The 22,672-nt window shown below is 69.9% G+C and carries 22 protein-coding genes and 1 pseudogene; 17 read left to right on the forward strand and 6 right to left on the reverse strand.

Going from position 1 to position 22,672, the window contains the following annotated elements:
- Nucleotides 1–4: 4 nt before the first annotated feature.
- From ACSHXN_RS22320 to ACSHXN_RS22345, 6 genes are all read left to right on the forward strand, one after another.
- Nucleotides 5–2,245, forward strand: coding sequence for a phosphotransferase family protein (locus ACSHXN_RS22320; RefSeq protein ID WP_438303585.1), 2,241 nt, complete (start codon nucleotides 5–7; stop codon nucleotides 2,243–2,245).
- A gap of 37 nt (nucleotides 2,246–2,282) precedes the next feature.
- On the forward strand, nucleotides 2,283–3,170 hold the full coding sequence (locus tag ACSHXN_RS22325; RefSeq protein WP_438303587.1) for a hypothetical protein: 888 nt from the start codon (nucleotides 2,283–2,285) through the stop codon (nucleotides 3,168–3,170).
- Between the two features lie 84 nt (nucleotides 3,171–3,254).
- Nucleotides 3,255–4,295: a hypothetical protein gene (locus ACSHXN_RS22330; RefSeq protein ID WP_438303588.1), complete on the forward strand. Its 1,041-nt coding sequence runs from the start codon at nucleotides 3,255–3,257 to the stop codon at nucleotides 4,293–4,295.
- 227 nt (nucleotides 4,296–4,522) lie between these two features.
- A complete protein-coding gene (locus ACSHXN_RS22335; protein WP_355139231.1) occupies nucleotides 4,523–4,972 on the forward strand; it encodes a helix-turn-helix domain-containing protein in 450 nt (149 codons plus the stop codon).
- Between the two features lie 103 nt (nucleotides 4,973–5,075).
- Entirely contained in the window at nucleotides 5,076–5,726 is a 651-nt protein-coding gene (locus ACSHXN_RS22340; RefSeq protein WP_355139229.1) for a hypothetical protein, read from the forward strand.
- 128 nt (nucleotides 5,727–5,854) lie between these two features.
- The gene (locus tag ACSHXN_RS22345) at nucleotides 5,855–6,196 is read left to right on the forward strand and encodes a DUF2516 family protein (RefSeq protein ID WP_355139341.1); all 342 of its coding nucleotides are present in this window, start codon (nucleotides 5,855–5,857) and stop codon (nucleotides 6,194–6,196) included.
- An 81-nt stretch (nucleotides 6,197–6,277) separates the two neighbouring features.
- On the opposite strand, the gene ACSHXN_RS22350 is transcribed toward ACSHXN_RS22345, so the two are convergent.
- From ACSHXN_RS22350 to ACSHXN_RS22360, 3 genes are all read right to left on the reverse strand, one after another.
- Nucleotides 6,278–7,573: a PP2C family protein-serine/threonine phosphatase gene (locus ACSHXN_RS22350; protein WP_355132079.1), complete on the reverse strand. Its 1,296-nt coding sequence runs from the start codon at nucleotides 7,571–7,573 to the stop codon at nucleotides 6,278–6,280.
- A 249-nt stretch (nucleotides 7,574–7,822) separates the two neighbouring features.
- Nucleotides 7,823–8,899 carry a C40 family peptidase gene (locus ACSHXN_RS22355; RefSeq protein WP_355797709.1) on the reverse strand — a complete coding sequence of 359 codons (1,077 nt, stop codon included), beginning with the start codon at nucleotides 8,897–8,899 and terminating at the stop codon, nucleotides 7,823–7,825.
- Nucleotides 8,900–9,127: 228 nt separating this feature from the next.
- A complete protein-coding gene (locus tag ACSHXN_RS22360; protein ID WP_438303590.1) occupies nucleotides 9,128–9,946 on the reverse strand; it encodes a class I SAM-dependent methyltransferase in 819 nt (272 codons plus the stop codon).
- Nucleotides 9,947–10,270: 324 nt separating this feature from the next.
- Between ACSHXN_RS22360 and mshA the strand changes: the two genes are divergently transcribed.
- The 3 genes from mshA to ACSHXN_RS22375 all read left to right on the forward strand — a co-directional run bounded on the left by mshA (nucleotide 10,271) and on the right by ACSHXN_RS22375 (nucleotide 13,966).
- Entirely contained in the window at nucleotides 10,271–11,596 is a 1,326-nt protein-coding gene (gene mshA / locus ACSHXN_RS22365; RefSeq protein ID WP_355132076.1) for a D-inositol-3-phosphate glycosyltransferase, read from the forward strand.
- 35 nt (nucleotides 11,597–11,631) lie between these two features.
- Nucleotides 11,632–12,132 carry a YbjN domain-containing protein gene (locus tag ACSHXN_RS22370; protein WP_355132075.1) on the forward strand — a complete coding sequence of 167 codons (501 nt, stop codon included), beginning with the start codon at nucleotides 11,632–11,634 and terminating at the stop codon, nucleotides 12,130–12,132.
- Nucleotides 12,133–12,292: 160 nt separating this feature from the next.
- Complete coding sequence (locus tag ACSHXN_RS22375; protein ID WP_438303591.1) at nucleotides 12,293–13,966, forward strand: glycoside hydrolase family 55 protein; 1,674 nt, start codon at nucleotides 12,293–12,295, stop codon at nucleotides 13,964–13,966.
- A 4-nt stretch (nucleotides 13,967–13,970) separates the two neighbouring features.
- Here ACSHXN_RS22375 and ACSHXN_RS22380 read toward each other — a convergent pair.
- Nucleotides 13,971–14,574 (reverse strand): annotated as a pseudogene (locus tag ACSHXN_RS22380) (TetR/AcrR family transcriptional regulator).
- 97 nt (nucleotides 14,575–14,671) lie between these two features.
- Here ACSHXN_RS22380 and ACSHXN_RS22385 point away from each other — a divergent pair.
- On the forward strand, nucleotides 14,672–15,043 hold the full coding sequence (locus ACSHXN_RS22385; protein WP_438303592.1) for a DUF4267 domain-containing protein: 372 nt from the start codon (nucleotides 14,672–14,674) through the stop codon (nucleotides 15,041–15,043).
- A gap of 31 nt (nucleotides 15,044–15,074) precedes the next feature.
- On the forward strand, nucleotides 15,075–15,569 hold the full coding sequence (locus ACSHXN_RS22390; protein ID WP_383351240.1) for a cupin domain-containing protein: 495 nt from the start codon (nucleotides 15,075–15,077) through the stop codon (nucleotides 15,567–15,569).
- A gap of 26 nt (nucleotides 15,570–15,595) precedes the next feature.
- Here the strand turns inward: ACSHXN_RS22390 and ACSHXN_RS22395 are convergent, their stop codons facing one another.
- Nucleotides 15,596–16,852, reverse strand: a complete 1,257-nt coding sequence (locus ACSHXN_RS22395) for an MDR family MFS transporter (protein WP_355797697.1) — start codon at nucleotides 16,850–16,852, stop codon at nucleotides 15,596–15,598.
- A gap of 175 nt (nucleotides 16,853–17,027) precedes the next feature.
- On the opposite strand from ACSHXN_RS22395, the gene ACSHXN_RS22400 reads away from it, so the two are divergent.
- The 5 genes from ACSHXN_RS22400 (at nucleotide 17,028) to ACSHXN_RS22420 (ending at nucleotide 20,937) form a co-directional block, all read left to right on the forward strand.
- Entirely contained in the window at nucleotides 17,028–17,789 is a 762-nt protein-coding gene (locus ACSHXN_RS22400; protein WP_355132069.1) for a phosphoglyceromutase, read from the forward strand.
- Nucleotides 17,790–18,088: 299 nt separating this feature from the next.
- A complete protein-coding gene (locus ACSHXN_RS22405; protein ID WP_438303594.1) occupies nucleotides 18,089–18,727 on the forward strand; it encodes an RNA polymerase sigma factor in 639 nt (212 codons plus the stop codon).
- Nucleotides 18,724–19,788, forward strand: coding sequence for a CU044_5270 family protein (locus ACSHXN_RS22410; RefSeq protein WP_356291262.1), 1,065 nt, complete (start codon nucleotides 18,724–18,726; stop codon nucleotides 19,786–19,788). Before ACSHXN_RS22405 ends, ACSHXN_RS22410 begins: the two co-directional genes overlap by 4 nt.
- 223 nt (nucleotides 19,789–20,011) lie before the next feature.
- Nucleotides 20,012–20,497, forward strand: coding sequence for a DUF4265 domain-containing protein (locus ACSHXN_RS22415; RefSeq protein WP_355132066.1), 486 nt, complete (start codon nucleotides 20,012–20,014; stop codon nucleotides 20,495–20,497).
- A gap of 191 nt (nucleotides 20,498–20,688) precedes the next feature.
- Nucleotides 20,689–20,937, forward strand: a complete 249-nt coding sequence (locus ACSHXN_RS22420) for a DUF7660 family protein (RefSeq protein ID WP_355132065.1) — start codon at nucleotides 20,689–20,691, stop codon at nucleotides 20,935–20,937.
- 282 nt (nucleotides 20,938–21,219) lie between these two features.
- Here ACSHXN_RS22420 and ACSHXN_RS22425 read toward each other — a convergent pair whose 3' ends face one another.
- Nucleotides 21,220–21,429 carry a hypothetical protein gene (locus ACSHXN_RS22425; protein WP_355132064.1) on the reverse strand — a complete coding sequence of 70 codons (210 nt, stop codon included), beginning with the start codon at nucleotides 21,427–21,429 and terminating at the stop codon, nucleotides 21,220–21,222.
- Nucleotides 21,430–22,369: 940 nt separating this feature from the next.
- Here ACSHXN_RS22425 and clpS point away from each other — a divergent pair.
- Entirely contained in the window at nucleotides 22,370–22,642 is a 273-nt protein-coding gene (gene clpS, locus ACSHXN_RS22430) for an ATP-dependent Clp protease adapter ClpS (RefSeq protein ID WP_355132063.1), read from the forward strand.
- The last annotated feature ends 30 nt before the right edge of the window (nucleotides 22,643–22,672 follow it).

The raw sequence follows: 22,672 nt of genomic DNA on the forward strand, positions 1-22,672 counted from the left end.
GCCCGTGGGCACACCTCCCGTTCCCCGACGTGCCTTACGGGAACGATGGGCCGCCGATGACGTCTACGACGAGTTCGTGGGCCAGGCGAAGCTGGGCGGGGTGATGACCGGGGGTCATCACAACCGTAACTATGTGTTGCCCCTCACCGAGGCCATGGCTCGTCGCGTGCGACGCGAGCCGGGCACGAATGTGACCGTACGTATCCGCAGACCCGAAGCGCTGCCTGTCGTCATCAGGACCTGGCGGGACGAAGCGGAGATCCTCGATGCCATCGAGGGGGAGCTGCCGCATGTCCCCACCTGCCTCGTCCGTGGCCGGGAGGCTTCCATCCACAGTTTTGTGGAAGGTGTCCCGCTGTCCACCGTCTGTCCCAACGGCAAGCCGGTCGACGGGTTGCTGATCGACGCACTGGCAGGACTGCTCGCCCAGATGTCGCAGGTACGCAGGGAGGCGCTGCCGCGACTGCCCGAAGGGTGGCCGCGCAACGACAAGGACAGCCAGGGCTTTCTGAGGAAGCTGGCGCTGTTGGCTGACCGGCAGATCCGCCAGCCCAATTGGACTGCCTTCGGCGGACTGTTCGCGGCACTCGGTATCCCCGAGGACGCGCTGATCCGGCTGGCCGAGCGAGTGCCGCTCATGGTCCGGAGGCCGTTCAGCCTGCTCCACGCGGATCTGCACCGGGACAATGTGATCGTCACCTACCGCGGTGAGCCGCCCCTGATCTGTGTGGACTGGGAGCTCGCGACCTACGGCGACCCCCTGCACGACCTCGCCACCCATCTGGTCCGGATGCAGTACCCGGCGTTCCAGTGGGGCGAGGTGATCGACGCGTGGGCGCACGCCATGCAGGCCATCAGACCGATGGCGGCCAACGGTCTGGCCAGGGATCTGCGTCACTACGTCGCATTCGAGCGTGCCCAGTCCATTTACCCCGATGTGATCCGCGCGGCGACGTCGCTGGAGGACTCGTTCGACCAGAAGCGCCTGGACACGGCGACCGCGAGCGTGAGCCGTGCTCTCCAGGCTGCGGCCGAACCGCTTCGGCTGGCTCACGTGCCGGACGTCGCCGAGATCGAGCGGGTTCTCGTTCGGTGGCGGACGTCTCGGGGCGAGCAGGCGAGGGGTGTCCGCCGGACGGTCACCGCACTGCGCTGGAAGCCGGACGAGCGGCTTCCCGAGCACCCTGATTTTCCGCGTTCGGCTGTTCGCGACGCCTTGCTGGCCGAGGGATCCGCGCCGGCCAACCGGGTGTTCAAAGGCACCGGCCATCTCAACTCGGTGGTGCGTGTGGCGGAGGTCGAGTTTCCCGTCGTGGTGCGCCGAAAGCTGGCATCCGCCTGCCGCCGCGAGCGGGGTTACCTGAGCGAACACGCGGTCCTCGCGGCCATCGAGCGGTCCGGTGTCGCGGTGATGGCGCCGAGGGTGCTGGCCCTCGGCGAGAGTCACGCCAACGACCCCTTCGCCATCCACACGTACGTCGGCCCCCCCGAGGGCGACCGGCCACCGAACCACCCGGTCAACGGTCTGCTGCCACACGAGGCGGACGGACTGGTCGACCAGCTGTGCGCCCTGACGCGGGTCGACTATGCCCCCCTTGATCCGACGTCCTGGGAGGTGGCCGACGGGGTCGGCTTCTACCGATGGCTGAGTGAGCAACTGGTCATGCTGGTGGGTGGCCTGCCCAAGGAGTCCCAGCAATTGGCCAGAGTCCTGGGCCTGCCTGATGCGCAACGCCTGCGGGAGATCCTTTCCCGGCACCGGGTGACCCCCCGCTCTCCGACCCTGCTGCACGGCGATCTGAACCCGTGGAATCTGGTGCGTCGGTCGGGCGGACTCACCCTCATCGACTGGGAGATGGCCATGGTGGGCGACCCGCTGTACGACCTGGTCCGCCATATGCATCTCACGCCCACACGCCCCGAGATCCGCGGGAGGATGTTCGCCCGTTGGTCGGGCTCTCTGCCGGAGGAATGCACAAAGGGCTGGCAGGAGGACTGGCGCGTCTATCGGTGGATGGAGGTCGTCCGCTCGGCCTACGTGGATCTCGACCGTCTCGTGACGGGCGACAGTCTGGATGCCCCCAATGTGCGCCGGGCCGTGGACACGTACGCGATGACCTTGGCCGAGGCCACGGCCGCACTCGGATTGCGCGTCAAGTCGATTGCGAATCCCCATCTTGTCCGTGCACTGCCACACAAGGACCATGGAGCCCAACGGGTAGGCGGGCTCTCGGCGGACAACTGAACACCGCTGGGCGTCTCGGTGCGGGGAGGGGCTGCGGATGTCCGTCGGTGGGAGGAGACCGGCCGAGGGCGATGTGATCGAGCGCCTGAAGAGGTTACGGGCCCGCTACGAGCCGGCGGTCACACGGATCCTGCTGCTGGGGTTCTTCATCACGGGGTTGATCGCACAGTTCGTGAAGCCGGTGGGGGACGCCCTGCAGGGCAAGGTGTTCCTTGGCGGCGCCCTGCTCAGCCTGGTCGGTTACGTGCTGTACGACTCTGTGAAGGACTTGACCGTGTCCCTGCGGATGCCACCGCGCCGGCAGGTCAATTCGCGGGAGCTGGGCGGCTTCGTCGGCGAGGCGTTCAGCGCACGCACCGTGGAGATCAGCTTTCTCGGCTACACCGGCGAAACCCTCTACAACGAGCTCTATCACCGCCTCGAAGGGCTCCTCGACGATCCCGGCCCGACCAGACACGTCACCATTCGTTTCCTGATCCCGGACTTCGGGCAGTCGATGACGGTGCCTTCGATGGTGGGACCGGGCGGGGTGCCACTGGACGACCCCGACTTCCGCAGGCGGCTCGAGCTGCGGTGCCAGGAGTACGACCGCACCCTGTCCATCATCGCCGAGAGGCTCACCGCCGTCGGCCGGGTGGCGGCTGAGTGCGAGTACCGCGTCTATCCCGGCATACCGAGGGACAAGATCTGCATCTTCAACAGGGAGTTGGTGCTGCACGGCCTCTACGACGTGGCCGCCCGGACGATGCTGCGCAGCACGGATCCCGAGTTCTACGACCCGAAGGGCTATCGCACGGACCTCAACGTCTGGTCGCAGGAGAGCGGTGACGAGGCCAGGACCGTGATCACCACATGGAACAAGCACTTCGACGACTTGTGGACCCTCGCCGCGAACCCGAGCTGGAGACAGGGAACGACGGCGTGAGGGGTGTCCCCTTGCGCAGTGGCCGACCGCACCGGCGCGGTCATGGGCGCTGACGGCAGGAGGGGCAGCCTAGACTCGCGCGCCATGGAAAAGATCTTCAGGCTCGGTGAGATCAGTTGCCCGTCGGGGACGCTGGTCGTCGTGGACGGCGGCAGTCTGGGGTTGTGGAGCGGTGAGCGGTCGCCGTCGGAGATCGATCCTGCTCTGCTCGGTGTTGAGGATCCGGCGATGGCTGCCGAATACCTCAACTCGGTCGACTTCGCTGCGGTCGGCTCGGACGCCTCGGCAGCGGTTCGCAGCTTCGACCGGCAGCCAGGTGCAATGCTCCATGACATTCCGGCCTCTCAGGCAGGCGAGTTCGAGAGGACATTCGAAGAGCACTGCCGAGCCGCCGGCCTGGACGCTCGTTTGGAGGCGTTGCCGGGCGGCGAACCGCATGCCCAACGTGTACGCCGCACTGTCGCTGAAGGCGGCGGTGGTTTCCTGATGTTCGGGGTGCCTGTTGTCGCAGTGGGCGGGGTGCCTCGCGATCGCCGTCTGCCGGCGCTGGCTTCCCGGGCTGACTTCGGTGACGGTGTCGGGCTGCGCTGGTCAGAGATATCCGTTCGGATGAGCGATGCCCCGGCGGAGTCGACCGTGCTGTTGGGTGATGTCGGCGTCGACTGGGCCAGGGTGCTCTTCGGCGACGGTGATGCCCTGAACGCCTGGCAGCACGACGAGCCTGTGGACGGCTTGGCTGATGTCGCGTTCTGGGGTGCTGACGCTGAGGAAGCCGCCGCGACGTTCTCGGCACCGGAACTGGGCGAACCCGGCGAGGACGGTGTGCGCGGGTGGACCGGGCTGGCCGTGGCGGAGGCGATGGAGAAGGCCCTTGCTGTGCAGAGCTGGAAGGAGGAGACCGGGCGCCGCATGATGGTGGACTTCCGGCCTCATTCCCATCACTGGCAGGTCATGCGACAGGTTCGCGCCTCTGAAGTCGAGGCCGGAACTGTGGATGTCGGTGACGCCCGACTGCTTTGCGCGATGACGAGTTGGGGGGACGGATATTTTCCCGTGTCGGCCGACCTGGATGCGTCGGGGGCGGTGGTCGCGGTGCGGGTGAGCTTCTCCGACGGGACCGCGTAGCCGTTCTGCCACCGCGGAAGCCACCTGCATGGGGGTGCGTCAGGCAGTGCGGCGCCGACCAGGCGGGACGACCGTAGGCGGCCGGGCACAGCGGTGGTCAGAAGGAACGAGACAGATCAGCGAGAGGCATCAGCCCGCACGGGGCGACACCCCGCCGGACGCGACACGGCGCACTTTTGCAAGCGGCCTGCTTGCAATTGTTAGCAAGGGTGCGGCAAGGTAGACGTATGGCATCGCTCAACGTCGGCAATCTCGGTGAGTACCTGCGCGAGCAGCGGCGCAATGCGCAGCTGTCGCTCAGGCAGCTCGCCGACGCCGCCGGGGTGTCCAATCCGTATCTGAGCCAGATCGAGCGCGGGCTGCGCAAGCCGAGCGCGGAGGTGCTGCAGCAGGTCGCCAAGGCACTGCGGATCTCCGCCGAGACGCTGTACGTGCGGGCCGGCATCCTCGACGCCGAGCGGGACCGGGACGAGGTGGAGACTCGTGCGGTCATCCTCGCCGATCCCACGCTCACCGAGCGGCAGAAGCAGGTGCTGCTGCAGATCTACGAGTCCTTCCGCAAGGAGAACGGGTTCGAGATCGCCCGCCCGGACACGGACGACGCCCAGGACACCGCAGCCCCCGGCCCCCGTACGGCCGACGACGGCGATGCCGGTCCGCGGAAGAGCGCGGGGTGACCTCGGGACCGTGACGACCAGCGAAACGCACGGGACGACTGGAAAGCGCCCCGCGGGCCACCCAAAACCCTCAGACGAAAAGCGATCCGGGAGGACCGTTCCCATGGCCATCAGCAACGACCTGCGCAAGACCCTCAGCGACCCGACCCCGCTCTACTTCGCCGCCGGTACCGCCGATCTGGCCCTGCAGCAGGCCAGGAAGGTGCCCGGCCTGGTGGAGCAGCTGCGCTCCGAGGCCCCGGCCCGCATCGAGGCCGTGCGCAACACCGACCCCAAGGCCGTCCAGGAGCGGGCCGCGGCCCGCGCCAAGGTGGCCGGAGCCCGCGTCAAGGAGACGCAGGAGACCCTCCAGGGCAAGTTCAACGAGTTCATCAACGGTCTGGACTCCGACATCAAGAAGTTCGGCACCAACCTCGACGCCGACCTGAAGAAGCTCGGTGAGACCGCCCAGGACCTCGCTCTGCGGAGTGTCGGCGTCGCCGCCGAGTACGCGGTCAAGGCCCGCGAGACCTACGAGAAGGTCGCCGAGCACGGCGAGCTGGCCGTGAAGACCTGGCGCGGCGAGGCCGCCGAGGAGATCGAGGAGCTGGCCGTCGCCGTCGAGGGCAAGCCGGAGCCCGTCGTCGTCAAGGACGAGCCGAAGCCCGTCGCGGCCGTGGCCGAGCCCGCCGCCCCGGCGAAGAAGCCGGTGGCGAAGAAGGCCCCGGCCGCCAAGAAGGCCCCGGCGAAGAAGACCACGCCGCCGGCGAAGTAAGTGGACGGATCATGTGACATCGGACGGACCGGGCACTTGCGGAGTGCCCGGTCCGTTCTCACGGATACACGGCTGCCGGACACGGGTACGGTGGCCGTACATAGGACTCGACCCGGGTGGTGGGCATAGTGCTGTTGACGGCATTCGGCGGCTTTCTCTCGCTGCTGTACCTCGCCATGCTGGTGCTCGCCGTGGTGGCACTGGTGATGGCCGCGCTGTACCGGAACGACGCGTACCGGGCGGCCGACAAGCAGAACAAGGGCTTCTGGCTGATCATCCTGGGTGTCGCGGTTGCGGTGAACCTGCTGGTACCGATGCTCTTCCTGCAGCTCGCGGGCCTGGTCGCGAGCATCGTCTTCTTCGTGGACGTCCGGCCCGCCCTCAAGCAGATCTCCGGAGGCGGCTGGGGCCGGCGTCGGCGTGGAAGCAGCAGCGACGGTCCCTACGGTCCGTACAACGGCGGGCGGTAGACGAGGACCACGGTTCTATCGATATGACGGCGGCGGCGGGCCATGGCCCGCCGCCGCCGTCATATCGCTTGTCGCCGTGCGTCACGGTCCGCGGTCGAGCAGGACGACCGCGACGTCGTCCGCCAGCTCACCGCCGTTGAGGTCGCGGACCTCGTTGACCGTGGTGCGCAGCAGTTCCTCGCCGGTCAGGCCGTCGGCCAGCCGGCGTTGCACCAGCTCCAGCATGCCCTCCTGGCCGAGCCGCTCCCGGCCCTCGCCGATTCGCCCCTCGATCAGCCCGTCCGTGTAGAGCATCAGGCTCCAGACGGGCCCCAGCTCGACCTGCAGGCGCGGCCAGCGGGCGTGCCGCAGCAGACCGAGTGCCGGGCCGTTGTTGTCGTACGGCAGCAGCTCGGCGGGCCGGTCCGGGCGGGCGATCAGCGGGGACGGGTGGCCGGCCAGACACAGTCCGGCGCGGCGGCCGTCCGGCGCGATGTCCACCGTGCACAGCGTCGCGAAGATCTCCTCGTTGCCGCGCTCGTGCTCCAGCACCTGCTGGAGGGTCGACAGCAGCTCGTCACCGCACAGGCCCGCGAGCGTCAGGGCACGCCAGGCTATGCGCAGCTCCACGCCGAGGGCCGCCTCGTCGGGGCCGTGTCCGCAGACGTCGCCGATCATCGCGTGCACCGTGCCGTCGGGCGTGCGGACGGTGTCGTAGAAGTCTCCGCCGAGCAGCGCGCGGGAGCGGCCGGGGCGGTAGCGGGCCGCGAAACGCAGCGAGGAGCCGTCGAGCAGCGGATTGGGCAGCAGACCCCGCTCGAGCCGGGCGTTCTCCTGGGCCCGCAGCTTGGACTCCGTCAGCCGGCGCTCGGCCGTCTCGGAGCGCTTGCGTTCGACCGCGTACCGTATCGCCCGGCTCAGCAGGCGTCCGTCCAGCTCGTCGCGGAACAGGTAGTCCTGGGCGCCGACGCGCACGGCCTCGGCGCCGCGCTCGGCGTCGCAGGACGCGGTGAGGGCGAGGACGGCGTGCCGGGGAGCGATCTGCAGCACGTGCCGCAGCGCGGCCAGCTCGTCGTCCTCGGCCGCGGCCCGGCCGGGGGCGGGCAGCGCGAGGTCCAGCAGGATGCAGTGGACGTCGTCCGTGAGCAGCCGCCCGGCCTCGGTGAGGTTGCGGGCGGTGCGCAGCCGAATGGGACGGCCCGCCGTGTCGAGCATTTCGGGCACGATCGGCGAACCGACCGGGTCGTCCTCGATCACCAGCAGGGTGAGCGTCTCGGTCGCGGTGGTGCCGCGGGCGGCCGGCTCCTGTGCGGCCTCGGTCACGGGCAGGGACTCGGCTTGAGCCTGACCACTCTCCGCGGCCGGGATCGCCCTCTGCCGCGGTACGGGTACGGGCATCGTCTTGGGTTCCTTCCCTCCCCCCGAGGGCACGGCGGGGCGAGGGACCTCGACCCACCGACGGGGACCATAGCGGTAGCCGAGGGGACAACGGAATGCCCGGCGGGGCGGGGTGGGGCAAGCGGCCGCCGTCATATGCCGCATCACGTACCGCAGTTGGACACGGCGGGCCCCACCGGGGATGACGAATGTCACGTGTGGTTGAGGTTTTGGGCGGGGGCCGTCGTGTGTCATGTCACGTGGGGCACATCACGCGTCCGGGCGAACGACCCCCAGGATGGGCATCGAGCCCGCGCCCGCGATGGTCACCGTCCGGCCCGGGCGCGGGGCGTGGATGATCGCCCCGTGGCCGATGTACATCGCGACATGGGTGGCGTCATGGAAGTAGATGATCAGGTCGCCGGGGCGCATGTCCTTGACGTCGACGTGCCGGAGCTGCTTCCACTGCTCCTGGGAGGTGCGGGGGATCGGCGTGCCGGCCGCGATCCAGGCCTGGGAGGTCAGGCCCGAGCAGTCGTACGACGTGGGGCCCTCTGCGCCCCATACGTACGGTTTGCCGATCTGGCGCGTGGCGAACCGTACGGCCTTCCTGCCCTCTTGGGAGGCCTTGGCCTTGATCTCCTTCAGTATTCCGGAGTCGAGCCAGGCGGTCTGGGCCTTGTGTGCGGCCTCCTCCTCGAGCTTGCGCAGCCGCTCCCGTTCCTTCTCCTGCAGCTGTGACTGGAGCTTCTCCGCCGCGGCGATCTGCTTCTCGATCTTCTTCTTGGCCTCGGCCCTGACCTTGCGGTTGGCGTCGAGTTCCTTCCAGCGGTCGGAGGCGTCGCGTGCGTACTGCTCCAAGTCGTGCTGTGTGCGCGTCAAGTCGGCGAGCAGGCCCTGGGTCGCGCGCTCGCCCTGGCGGACGGTGCCCGCGTCGTCGAGGAACCCCTGCGGATCGCTGCTCAGCCAGAGGCGCACCTCGGGCGGCAGACCCCCGCCGCGGTACTGGGCGCGGGCCGCGGCGCCGGCGCGGTCCTTCAACTCGGCGAGCTTGTCCTGCCCCTTGACGATCTCCCGGGCCAGCTGGACGATCTGCGCCGACTGGTCCTTGCTCTTCTCCTCGGCCGCGTTGTAGGCGTCGGTGGCGACCGCGGCGTCGTGGTACAGCGCGTCCAGCTTCTCGCGGACGGCTTCGAGATCCCCGACGGACGCCGTCACCGACCGGTCGGACGGCGTGGGCGTCGGGCGGCCAGGGCTGGCGTACGCCTCTGCGGGCACGCCCAGCACGGTGACTGCGCAGACCAGAACGATGGCCGACGTGGTGAGGGTCCGCTTCCCGGATCCCATAACTTCGCCCCCAAAGCTGATTAACTGTCAGTAACTCCCAGACGCCTGGGGGATCGTGTCACGGCAGCGTGCAAAGTGACAGAGGCAGGACTTAGGGGCGCAAAAAACTCCCTCTCCTGCCGCACCTCGTACGACGATCTCCCTCCCCCACAGGCCGTCTTCGTACGACGATCTCCCGCGAATGTGACGAAGGACTCAGGAAGATCGTTCCCCGCAGATCGGACGGGTTCAGTCGCGGGGTGCCAACGCCCCCCAGGTCACAGTGACTTCCCCCTGGCGCCAGCGCGCCGGGCCGTCGGTGACCGGCCAGTCCGCCGTCAGCCGGCGGACGGTGCGTATCCAGCGCTGGCGCGCGCCGTACGAGGCGTAGGGCGCGGCGGCGGCCCAGGCGCGGTCGAAGTCGCGCAGGAAGGCGTGTACCGGTTCACCGGGGACATTGCGGTGGATGAGCGCCTTCGGCAGGCGTTCGGCCAGGTCGGAGGGGCGGTCCAGCGAGCCGAGCCGGGTCGCGAACGTGACCGTGCGCGGGCCCTCGGGACCGAGTGCGACCCACACATGGCGGCGTCCGATCTCGTCGCACGTCCCTTCGACGAGCAGCCCGCCGCGGAAGCCGGCCCCGGGGTCGGCGGGGGCGAGCCGGGCGCGCAGCCGCTCCCACACGGCGGCGACCTCGCGCTCCTCGTACTGCCGCAGGACGTTCGCGGCACGGATGAGGGCCGGGCGGCCCTGGACGGGTACCTCGAAGCCGCCGTGCCGGAAGACCAGGCCCTCCCGGGCGTACGGCTGCGCGGCCGCGACCCGGACGGGCTCGATCTCCACGCCCACCACCCGGGTCCGCGGTGCGGCGGCGCGCAGTCGGTGCAGCAGCTCGACCGCGGTCCACGGCGCGGCGCCGTACCCGAGGTCGACGGCCACGGGGTCCGCCGCGCGGCGCAGCTCCGCGCCGTGGACCGCGGTGATCCAGCGGTCCATCCGGCGCAGCCGGTTCGGATTGGTGGTCCCGCGCGTCACCGTACCCACGGGGCGGGACGCGGCGCGGGTTGACATGCGTACGAGGGTAAGCGGCCGGGAGGCGGAGCCGGCCGGCCTGTGGACAACTCTCCCAGTGGCCTGTGGACAACCTCTGGAGTGGGCGAGTGCGCCGCGTCGGACGGCGACCTCGACGGGGTCGGCGGCGGGGGCGATCGTGGCCCGTGGGGCCGACGCGTGATCCCGCCACGCCGACCGGCCTCGAACGGTTGAGCGACAGTAGGTAATGATTGGGCAAAGCCATCCGTGCTGGAAATGGAGCGTCGTCCTCCGGCGTTCGCACCTTGGAGGGGGTCCTGCGCCCTCCGCGAAGGCATGCCCGGAACAAGGAGGAAACGCCACGTGAGCCAGTACATCAGCAGGCTCGGGCGTCGCTCCCCGACGGCTTCCCCGCGGCTGCGGCTGCCGCATCGCCGGCCACGCCGTGTGGCCATGCTCTCCGTGCACACCTCGCCCCTCCACCAGCCCGGCACGGGCGACGCCGGCGGCATGAACGTCTACATCGTGGAGCTGGCGCAGCGTCTGGCGGAGATCAACATCGAGGTCGAGGTCTTCACCCGGGCCACCACGGCCGCCCTCCCCCCGGTCGTCGAGCTCGCCCCGGGCGTCCTCGTCCGGCACATCGACGCCGGACCCTACGAGGGGCTCGCCAAGGAGGAGCTCCCCGCCCAGCTCTGCGCCTTCACGCACGGCGTGATGCAGGCCTGGGCGGGCCACCGCCCCGGCTACTACGACCTCGTGCACTCCCACTACTGGCTCTCCGGCCATGTCGGCTGGCTCGCCGCCCAGCGCTGGGGCGCCCCCCTGGTGCACGCCATGCACACCATGGCCAAGGTCAAGAACGCCTCGCTCGCCGAGGGCGACACCCCGGAGCCCGCGGCCCGGGTCATCGGCGAGACCCAGATCGTCTCCGCCGCCGACCGGCTCATCGCCAACACCGCCGAAGAGGCCGCCGAACTCGTACGGCACTACGCGGCCGACGCCGGCAAGGTGGCCGTCGTCCATCCGGGGGTGAACCTGGACCGGTTCTGCCCGGCGGACGGGCGGGCCGCCGCCCGGGCCCGGCTCGGTCTGCCGCAGGATGCGCTGATCCCCTTGTTCGCGGGTCGCATTCAGCCCCTCAAGGCGCCCGACGTGCTGCTGCGCGCCGTCGCCGTCCTGCTCGACGAGTGCCCCGAGTTGCGCTCCCGCATCGTGGTGCCGGTCGTGGGCGGTCCGAGCGGCAGCGGCCTCGCGAAGCCGGAGGGGCTGCAGAAGCTCGCCGCGCGGCTGGGCATTGCCGATGTCGTGCACTTCCGGCCGCCCGTCGAGCAGGCCCGGCTCGCCGACTGGTTCCGTGCCGCGTCCGTTCTGGTCATGCCGTCGTACAGCGAGTCGTTCGGGCTTGTGGCCATCGAGGCGCAGGCGGCCGGTACGCCCGTGATCGCCGCCTCGGTCGGCGGGCTGCCCGTCGCCGTCCAGGACGGACGGACCGGATTCCTCGTACCGGGACACGACCCCGCCGCCTACGCGCATGTGCTGCGCGAGTTCGCCGCCAACCCCCATCTGTGCGCCAGCATGGGCGAGGCCGCGGCCCGGCACGCCAAGTCGTTCGGCTGGGACACGGCGGCCGCGACGACGGCCGGCGTCTACACGGAGGCGATGCAGGCGCACCGGCGCCGGGCGTGAGCACCGTGGCCGACCCCGTCACGTACGCTGCCCGCATGTCCGACGAACACAAGGCGGCACAGGTCATCGAAGGGGCGCTCGAGGACGCCGAACTGGAGTGGGAGAGCCCGCAGGCGGGCTCGTACGTCGTGAAGCTCCCGGGGACGCGCAAGCTGTCGACGACCGTGTCGCTGATCGTCGGCAGGCACTCCCTCTCTCTCAACGCCTTCGTGATCCGGCACCCCGACGAGAACGAGCCCGCCGTGCATCGCTGGCTGCTCGAGCGCAACCTCAAGCTGTACGGGGTGGGTTACGCCGTCGACCCGCTCGGCGACATCTACCTGACCGGCCGGCTCCCGCTGGGCGCGGTCACCGCGGACGAGGTGGACCGGCTGCTCGGGTCGGTGCTCGAGGCGGCGGACGGCAGTTTCAACACCCTGCTGGAGCTCGGTTTCGCGTCCGCGATCCGCAAGGAGTACGCCTGGCGGGTGTCGCGCGGCGAGTCGACCCGCAATCTGGCGGCGTTCAGTCACTTGACCGAACGGTCCGAAAGCTGACGCTCCGGTCCGTACCGATCAACCCCTGCAGGACCCTTTCCCCGCCCGGGGACGCCGTGGCATGCTCACCGCCAACGCAGACATGAACAGCGTTCACATCCATGGAAATTCACGTCGTGGAGCCCTCGAGTCCTCGACATCCTTGGAAGGCGGTTCGGACATGGGCATGGGGCACGCGGACATCACCAGACGGAGCCTGCTCGGCAGCGCCATCGCCGTGGCGGCCGTCGCCGTGACCGGAACGCCGGCGACGGCCGCCGCCTCCACGCGCGACAAGGGCCCGGTGCCCCTCCTGTGGCGCGAGTTCGTCCGCAGCCCCTTCACCCATCCGCAGATCCCGTACGTCGGCCGGGCCGGCTACGGCCGCGGCGCCAGAAGCTTCCCGCGCCGTCATGTGGTGGCCGATGTGACCGCGTACGGAGCCGTGCCGGACGGCACCACCGACTGCGCCCCCGCGATCAACCGTGCCGTCGCCGACGCCGGGAGGGCCGGCGGCGGCACGGTGCTCATCCCGCCGGGCACGTACCGCATCGACGACCTCATCCGCATCGGATACGACAACGTCGTCCTCAAGGGTGCGGGCAGCGGCCGTACGACCCTGTACGCGACGAAGAACCTCACCGAGCTGATCGGTGCCTACGGCTCGCGATACGGCGGCGACAAGTCCTCCTGGTCCTGGGCGGGCGGCCTCATCTGGCTGGCGCCGAAGTCACGTTGGGACTCGCTGGTCGCGGCGATCCGGGACCGGGCGTGGCCGTTCGAGGGCTGGACGGGCAACAAGCGCGACGAATGGGAGACGCTGACCACGGTGTCCCCGGCCGAGCAGGGCTCCTGGACGGTGACGGTCGCCGACGCCCGGCGGCTGAGGCCGGGGCAACTTGTCCTGCTGCGCCTCGCGGACGACGCCGGGCACACCCTCCTGGAGCACATGTCCGGAGGCGGCCCGGGCCCCGAGGCGTACTACTGGGACGACAAGACGAAGCTGACCTCGTACGTTCCCTACGAGTGGCCGGTGCGCATCGCGCGCGTGGCGGGCCGGAAGGTCACGTTCGAGCGACCCCTTCCGCTGGACGTGCGCCCGGAGTGGGACCCGCGTCTGACGACACACGTGCCTGCGCTGACCGGCGCCGGGGTGGAGGGACTGACCCTCCGGGCGGTCGAGACGCCGCAGTCCCCGCACCTGCTGGACAAGGGCTACAACGGGGTCGCGTTCCAGTGCACGTACGACTGCTGGGCGGACGACGTCGTGGTGCGCGACGTCGACAACGGCTTCGGCCTGGTCGCCGCCTCCTCCTGCACGCTGCGTCGCACCCGGGTGGCCGGCCGGGGCTCGCACCACCCGTACTTCTGCCGGGAGGGCTCGCACGACAACCTGATCGAGGACTTCACCGTCGAGGAGCGCACGGTCCCCGCCCCGCCGAACACCCAACTCCACGGCATCAATGTGGAGGGACTGTCCTCCTACAACGTCTGGTCGCGCGGCGAGATGCGGATGGGCACCTTCGACTCGCACCGCGGGCTGCCCTTCGCGAACGTCCGGACGGACATCACGGTGAACAACAACGGCCGCCACGGCGGGGACGCGTCCGCAGGTCCCCTCTTCGGCGCCCGCTTCACCCATTGGAACGTCCGTGTGACGAACGGACGCGCGGGACTGATGAGGATCGACGGCCTGGCGCCGTACTCGGCCACCGTGGGACTGAACGAGGTCACGGAGTTCGACCAGATCGACGTCCCCGACTTCACGGGTGATCTGCACACCCGCCTGGAGCTGTACGGCACGACGGACACCGTGCGTCCGCGCAACCTCTACGAGGCGCAGCGGGAGTTGTAGCCCGTCACCCCGCCCGAGCCGGGCAGAAGCGGTCGATCAGGAGGGCCGGCCGGCGGTCGTGCTGTTTCACGGGGCAGCCGGCCGCTGTGCATCAGGGTGAGCAGTCCGTGCGGGCCCGCCCAGAGGGTCTCGGTGACGACGCCGGGATCCTCTTCTGCGGCGAGCGGTGCCACGGCCGGGCGCGGTTCGGCGAAGGCGGCGCGCCGTGGGGCGGGCGCCTCGGCCGTCGCGAACGGCACGTCCACGGCGTGCGTGAACATCACCTCGCACAGTGCCGGACGCCGCCCGCGGAAGTCGGCGTACGCGCCCGGCCGACCGCCGTGAGCGCCGCGCGCGGTGAGGACGCCGAGGTGCGCGCCGTGCGCAGAGTTCGCATGCCATGTCCTCGAAGTCCCGGACGGCGACGGCGGCCATGTCCTTGAAGCCCTGGACACGACGGCGGCCATGTCCTTGAAGCCCTGGACACGACGGCGGCCGTGATCGCGTCCTTGCCCCTGAAGTGGCTGTAGGGGACGGGCCGGCTGTATTCGATCTCGGCGGCGAGGCGGCGCGTGGTCACCGCGTCCCAGCTCTCGGCCTCCGCGCGTTCCCGTGCGGCCGTGACGCATGAGCCGCTCTCGTTCCGAATTCTAGCGCTGCTAGACCTTCTGTCGACGCTATGTTAGCGTCGCTTCAACATCTAGCGATGCTAGCGAGGGGATCGACATGCTCACACCGACCGCCTACGGCCTTGCCTTTGTGCTCGACCTGTTCGTCCTCGTGATCGGGGCGCGCTTCCTGCTGCAGCCCCGAGCCGCGGCCACCGGCTACGGCGTGCCGGCCAAGCCGGGCGGCGACGCCGCGTATCTGGAGATCAAGGGTCTGCGCGACGCCTCCACCGGCATACTGGGGCTCGCTCTGCTCGCCTTCGCCGGCGCGCACGCCGAGGGGTGGTTCATGGTGGCCGCCGCCCTGGTCCCGCTCGGCGACACGCTCATCGTCCTGCGCCACGGCGGCACCCGGGCCGCCGCCTTCGGCATCCACTTCGCCACGGCGGCGGCGGTGCTCGTCTCCGCCGCGCTGCTCTTCCTCGCCTGATCCGCCGACGCGCCTACCGAGGAGTTCTGAAATGTCGCTGATCGTGCCGCACTTCGACTCGTCCGTGATCGTCCGCTCCGCCGACGCGGAAGTCGTCGGCCGGGCCCCCACGACCGTACGGCTGCTGGCCGACAGCAGCGCTACCGGCGGGGCCCTGTCCACACAGCGCGTCACCCTCGCCGGGGGCGCGGACGGGGCGCGGCCGCACTTCCACACCCGCTCGGCCGAGATGTTCTACATCCTCGACGGCACGGCCCAGTTGCTCTCCGGCGACCGGGTCGTCACGGCGGAGCAGGGCGATCTGGTCGTCGTGCCTCCGGGGGCGGCGCACGCCTTCGCCGCCGCGCCCGGGCAGGACGCCGACATCCTGATCGTGATCACTCCGGGCGTGGAGCGCTTCGAGTACTTCCGCCATCTGGAGCGCGTCGGCCTCGGGAAGGTGCCGCCGGAGACGCTCCTCGAAGTACAGGAGCTCTACGACAACCACTTCCTGGCGAGCGAGGCCTGGGAGGGGCGCCGGAACTGAGCGCGCGCCGGGCCGGGGTCGCCCGCTCAGGCCGTACTGGCCTCCGCCTCGGGCGCCCCCACCCGGGCCCCCGTCGTCGTCACCTCCGCGGGCAGGCGGCGCATCAGCGCCGCGTACCCGGCCGCGGCGCCCGTGCCGACCACCGCGCACAGCCCCCACAGCCACTCCGCGCCGAACCGGTCGATGACGACACCGGACATCAGCGGGGCGACCAGGGCCGCCACCGCCCAGGACAGGGTGTACATGCCCTGGTAGCGGCCGCGCCCGTGCACGGGGGAGAGGCGGACCACGAGGCCGGTCTGGGTGGGGGCGTTGACGATCTCCGCCAGGGTCCACACGCAGACCGTCAGCATGAAGACCCCGACCGAGCCGGCGAAGGCGGTGAGCCCGAAGCCGTACCCCGCCAGCATGGAGGAGACGACCAGCAACCGGCGCGGGTCGCGGTGCTCGATGAAACGGGTGACCGGGATCTGCAGCGCCACGATCAGCGCGCCGTTGACGGCGATGGCCATGCCGTAGTCCGCGGGTGTGAAACCTGCCCGGCCCATCGCCACCGGCAGGCCCACCGCCCCCTGCTGGAAGACGACCGCCACGAGGAAGGACAGCCCGACCACGCTCATGAAGCGCCCGTCGCGCAGGACGGCCGCCAGCCCGACGTCCTTCCCGGCCGCCTCCTTGGCGGTGACCACGGGCCGTGACTCGGGGAGCTTGGCGAACACCACGATCGCGCAGATCACCGTCATCCCCGCCTCGATCAGGAACCCGGCGAGGTAGCTGAACTCGGCGATGAACCCGGCGGTCATCGAGGAGACGGCGAAGCCCAGGTTGATCGCCCAGTAGTTGAGGGAGAAGGCGCGGACCCGGTCCTCGGGCCGGACGATGTCCGCCATCATCGCCTGCACCGCGGGACGGGAGGCGTTGCTCGCCATACCGACCAGGAAGGCCACGGCGGCGATCGCGACCGGGTCGTGCATGAAACCGAGCAGGGCGACGGAGACGGCCGTGGACAGCTGGGCGACGAGGAGGGTCGGCCGCCGGCCGAGCCGGTCCGTCATCACGCCCGAGCCGACGGAGGAGATCACCCCTCCGAGTCCGTGCAGCGAGGCGACGAGTCCGGCGTAGGAGGCGGAGTAGCCGCGGTCCAGGGTGAGGTAGAGCGCCATGAACGTGGCGACGAAGGCGCCCAGCCGGTTGACGAGCGTGCTGATCCACAGCCACCAGAACGCGCGGGGAAGGCCGGAGACCGTCTCGCGGGCGGCACGTCTGACGGCGGCGAGCGGCATGAGAGGTCCCCCACGGATGTAAGCGGTACGAGCGGTGAGCACAACTTACGAGCGTGCGGGCCGGAGGGGCTACTCAATTAACAGATGCCGTCAACTGACGGACGCCCGAGAGGACGGCCGTCCGCCTGGCGAGCGGGTGCGCAACCGGTCGGAGGCTTCGATTACGCTCGGGGCCATGGCCGACGCACCGTACAAGCTGATCCTCCTCCGCCACGGCGAGAGCGAGTGGAACGCGAAGAACCTGTTCACCGGCTGGGTGGACGTCAACCTGAACGAGAAGGGCGAGAAGGAGGCGGTCCGCGGCGGTGAGCTGCTGAAGGACGCCGGCCTGCTGCCCGACGTGGTCCACACCTCCGTCCAGAAGCGCGCGATCCGCACCGCGCAGCTCGCGCTGGAGGCGGCCGACCGCCACTGGATCCCGGTCCACCGCAGCTGGCGTCTGAACGAGCGCCACTACGGTGCCCTGCAGGGCAAGGACAAGGCGCAGACGCTGGAGGAGTTCGGCGAGGAGCAGTTCATGCTGTGGCGCCGCTCCTACGACGTGCCGCCGCCGCCGCTCGAGGACGGGGCCGAGTTCTCCCAGTCGGACGACGCGCGTTACGCGTCGATCCCGCCGGAGCTGCGGCCGAAGACGGAGTGCCTGAAGGACGTCGTCTTCCGCATGCTCCCCTACTGGTACGACGGCATCGTCCCCGACCTGCTGACCGGCCGCACGGTCCTGGTCGCCGCCCACGGCAACAGCCTGCGCGCCCTGGTCAAGCACCTGGACGGCATCTCGGACGCCGACATCGCGGGCCTGAACATCCCGACGGGCATCCCGCTCTACTACGAGCTCGACGCCGACTTCAAGCCGGTCAACCCCGGCGGCACGTACCTCGACCCGGAGGCGGCCGCGGCGGCGATCGAGGCGGTCAAGAACCAGGGCAAGAAGAAGTAGAGAACGTGAAAGTGCCTCCGACCTGCTCCTATGCGGCAGGTCGGAGGCATTTTCGCGGCCTGGGCCTGCTGTGGGCCCTTGAGGAGATCTCCACAGGTCGAGGGGATTGACGGACAAGACCTCCCCTCGACCCGACAACGCGACCTGCCCCGCTGCTCAACTGCCGTGCCGCCCAGTACTCGCTGCCGCCCGAGATGTCGCTCCCCCCACGGAGACGGCGCACGCGATGCGCGAGCCGGCCGCCTGACCGTGTGACGCACACCACGGGAACCTGCCCCACTGCTCGGACAAAGCTTGACGTGGACTACTCATTGCACACCCGGATACGGGCAGGCGACCCCGAGGCGTTCCGCGAGCTCTTCCGTGACCATGCCCGACTGGTCCACCGGCACGCGGTGCGCGTGACCGGGGACTGGACCGTCGCCGAGGACATCGTCTCGCTGACCTTCTTGGAGGCGTGGCGGCTGCGCGCCAAGCTGCGGGACGAGGGCGACAGCCCGCGGCCCTGGCTGATGGGCATCGCCGTGAACGTACTGCGCAACACCACCCGCGCTTCGCGCCGTCATCGGCGGGCCCTGGAGCGTCTGCCGGCCAAGGAAACGGTGCCGGACTTCGCCGACGAACTCGTCGGCCGCATGGCCGATGGCGACCAGTTGGCTGCCGCCTGGCGGGTGCTGGAGAAGCTGAACCGAAGCGATCGCGAGGTCTTCACGCTCTGTGTGTGGTCCGGGCTCAGCTACGAGGAGGCGGCGGCCGTGCTCGGAGTCCCGGTCGGGACCGTGCGCTCGCGGCTGTCCCGCGCCCGCAGACGGCTGAGCGAGCTGGCAGACGAGGAGCTGAGGAAACGCAGGGAACCGGAACCGCGCAACGGACAAGTACAGGGCGGCCGCACTACTGCGGCCCGGTCACACGAGTCGTACGAGGAGAGGTCCGAATGATCCGCAAGAAGTCCCGGCGTGAAGAGCCGCTGGATCACGCGGAGCTGGCCCGTTTGCTGCCGGCGCCGGGAGACCCGCACCTGTCGCTCGACCGTCACCTGCTTCTCGAGGAACACCTGATGAACGAGATCCAGTCCTCTGCGCCCGCCCCTGCGCCGCCCCGGCGCGCGGCACGCCGTGTCCTGCTGATCGGTGTCCCGGTCACCGCCGCCGCCCTGGCCGGTGCATTCGCCGTCACCATGCTGACCGGTTCCGGGGACAGCGGAACGACCGCGGCCACCCCGCCCCCGGTCGAAGCGCCGGTCGTCCGCATCGAGCCCGGAAGCACCGCCCAGCTCGCCTCCACCGTCGAGCACATCGCCGCCGCCGCGTCGGCCCGCAAGACGCCCGAACCCGACCCGGGCCAGTACATCTACGTCAAGAGCAAGGTCTCCTACCTCGCCGTCTCGCACACCGACGCGTACAAGTCCAAGACCTTCGTCCAGCCCCTGCATATCCGTGAAGTCTGGAATTCCCCCGACGGCAAGCAGGGCTGGGTGGACGAGCCCGGCTACCGGCCCAAGGGCGGCATCACCCTCGACAGCGACGTCACGAGCAACTTGAACGCCCCCTCCTACGACTACCTCAGGACGCTGCCCACCGACCCGGACACCCTGCTGAAGAAGATCTACAAGGAGACCGAGGGCCAGGGGAACTCCCCGGACCAGGAGGCATTCACCACTGTCGGCGACCTGCTCGGGGAGCAGCTCGCACCGGCGAAGCTGAACGCGGCGCTGTACCGGGCCGCGGCCAAGATCCCTGGGGTTGTGGTGGTGGAACACGTCAAGGACGCCGTGGGACGCGAGGGCATCGCCCTGGCCCACGTCGACCGGCAGAGCGGCGATCGCACCGAGTGGATCTTCGACCCCAAGACGTACACCTATCTCGGCAGCCGCGCTGTCCAGGTCGAGCAGGCCGACGACATCAAGCCCGGCACAGTCCTCGAATACACCGCCGTGCTGGAACGGGCCGTCGTCGACGCCCAGAAGCAACGCCCCGGCGCGCAAGGCACCGATGCGTGAGAAGTAGGTTTGTGATCACGTCCCCGACCTCCACTTGTAGTGCGAACCGGGGGCGTTTTCCCGGCCCGGGCCCAGTGCGGTCCCTCAGCGGTCCGAGTCTTGCGGCCGGAGCGCTGGCCCGAGAGCCTTCCGGGCCCGGTCTCGGCTGCTCGGCATGAGGTGCGCGTAGACCCGAAAGGGGCCCCCGCCAGGCGGCTCGTTTGATGCGTGCATCCTGGGCCGCATGACGAATGCCGACGGCCCGTACGTGAAGGTGCACTTCCGGCTTGAGATAGAGGACGACTGGCCTCCGGCGTCGGTGGAGAGCCTGTGGGCCGTCGACCAGGGGGACGGCACCGCACGGCTCGACAACATCCCCTGGTTCGTCCGAGGTATCGCCTGCGGGGACGTCGTGGCCATGGAGCCCGACGAGGACGGCGTGCGATGGGCCGGCGAGGTGGTTCGGAGTTCAGAGAACTGCACCATCCGCCTCATCGTGTTCCGTGACGGCGGCTCGGGACCGGCACGGCAGAGCGTGATCAACGCGTTTCAGCAACTTGGCGTCGACGGCGAGGGCATAGAGCGGTTCGGCATGGTGGCCCTGGACGTTCCGCCCACCGCTGATCTCGCCAAGGTGCAAAGGCTGCTCAACCATGGCGCAGCCGAGGAGTGGTGGGACATGGAAGAGGGGTGCATCACGGCGCGGTGGCGGGCCGCTTCCGCCGGCTGACGCCGATCATGTGGGCCAGGGCTGGGCCGTCCGAGGCCGATCGACAGCGGCCGACAACGACCGATGACGACCTCTGCGCCACGGCGGACCAGCGTCCCGACCTGCAAAGTCCCAGCGTCTCGGGATCCCCGGCAAGTTGGGGTGCTTCTTGCCATACGACGGGAGTCGGCGTGCCCAGTACGGTGCCGAGCATGACCACTTCTCCTGATCACGTCGGCAGCAGAGAAGACCTGACCGCCTTCGTGCGTTCCCTGCATCGCAGCCTCGCCGAGGACGGCAGCTCGTGGGAGAGCGCGGACCTCGCGAGCTTCCTTGAGGCCTTGGCGGCATGGATCGACGACGCGAACGGCTGGTACAGCAATGCCGGCCGGGAGTTGCCCGCCAACGGTGACTGGGGCTTTTTCGCACGGGCCTTGGGAGCTGCGGCCGTCTACGAGTAATCGGGGGTCGTGTCGAATGCGTGTCGAAGTTGACGCATGAGAAATGGGCGAGGAACCCCCGGCTCCTTGCGTCAGCAACAGAAGGTGCGGCCTGCGGCCGCGCAAACCTTGGCAGCTCGCTGCGCTCGCGCGCGAAGGCGTTCGGGAGCCCCGCTCGCCGCGTGGTTCCGGGCCGACTCGGGCCTGGCGTGCCGGACGGGTCGGCACAGTCCCTGCGACTCTCCCGGCTGCACGCGCCGCGGGAGCGCCCCGCGGCGCGTGGCTGCGGGGCGCCTTGTGGGGTCAGTCGATCTGCTCCCCGTCGTGGGTACCGCCCTTGCAGAGGTTGTCCCCCAGATCGGGCGTTCCGCCGCCCTGCCTGCACTCAGAAGGGGTGACATAGGATGGGGCACCCCGTGCGGTGGCGGCGGCCGCGGTGGCGGCGCCTGTGAGGCCGAGTCCGGCGAGGGCTGCCGTGGCGACGACGGCGGCGAGGATGCGTCGAATGCGCATGTGGTTCCCCTTTCACGGATTGCCTCGGTTGGGGCACTAGTCAGCTTGATTTTCACCCATGTGGGTGGCACGTCATGGTGCGCCATTCGGGTGACAGTCCCGTCGGGTGCGGGGTCGGTGACGCGACCCGTCGGACAGGCCCTGGAACGGGGCGGCATCCGCAACCCGCCCCCTGCCAAGAGCTGCGTTGACCTGCGGAAACGTGCCCTTGGCGGCTTCCCCGGGCACGCCGTCGAGAATCACTGCGGGAACCCGCGTTGCCAGAGTCTTGCAGTGCCGGAGGCTCAGCTCCGTCAGCCGGCGCACGACCGGAGCGACGTCCGGCACGCCGACGCCCGGATCAGTGAGCATGGGCGGGCGTTCGGCGGCTTGACCTGGGTGGTGGGCGGGGTGATTCTGTTGCTCGCTGTGGGAGGGAACGATTCTCTGCGGGGGGCGTATGGCCTGGCGGCGTTCGATCGGGTCCGGACTCTGGGCGCCCATCGCGTTTGTGGTGGGGTGGACGGTGCTTGTCGTGGGCGAGTTCACCGGCCGATCGCTCTGGCCGGCGCTCGTGGCGCTCTTCTTCCTGGTGCCGAGTCGCGTCGTGGTGTGGAGCCAGGACCGGAAACGCCGGCTCCGACTGCACATGCCTCGTCGCCGTCCGTGGCGCGGACGTTCGCCGGCGTCCCTGCCGTCGTCGCCCCCGGCGCGCGGTCGACGGGGCGCGCGCCGGGAGGACAGGTGACGGCGCCGCTCACGACCGGGATCGTCTGCTGTCGCCGACGTCGTACGTGAACTCGGCCTTCTGGGATGACGCCGAGGTGAGCGGTGTCTGAACATGCCCTCGGCCTGCCGTTTCCCGGGCGGTGGGAGGGCCTTTCACGGGACGGGTGCCCTTAGCATGGCGGCGCTCGTGCCGAACGGGGCGCGATGGGGATGATCCTGTGCCGGGGGCGCCATGGAAGAGGGCCGGAGATCGAGTGCGGACATGGAGGGTGACTCGTCCTGGGTGGCGATCGTCCACAATGAGCCCGTCACCCTCATGACATACGTGGTCCATGTGTTCCGGGTCTATTTCGGCTGGTCCGAGGCCGAGGCCCGCGACTCGATGATGGACGTGCACCGCAAGGGCGAGGTCGTGGTCGCCGTCGGCAGCCGCGAGGAGATGGAACGGCACGTCCAGGCGCTGCACGGCTACGGCCTGTTGGCCACCCTCCAGCGCTCCCCGTGAGCGGTGAGCGCTCGGTTCGTCCCCCGGCGC

This window comes from Streptomyces sp. HUAS TT11 (assembly GCF_051553595.1).
Lineage (GTDB): Bacteria > Actinomycetota > Actinomycetes > Streptomycetales > Streptomycetaceae > Streptomyces.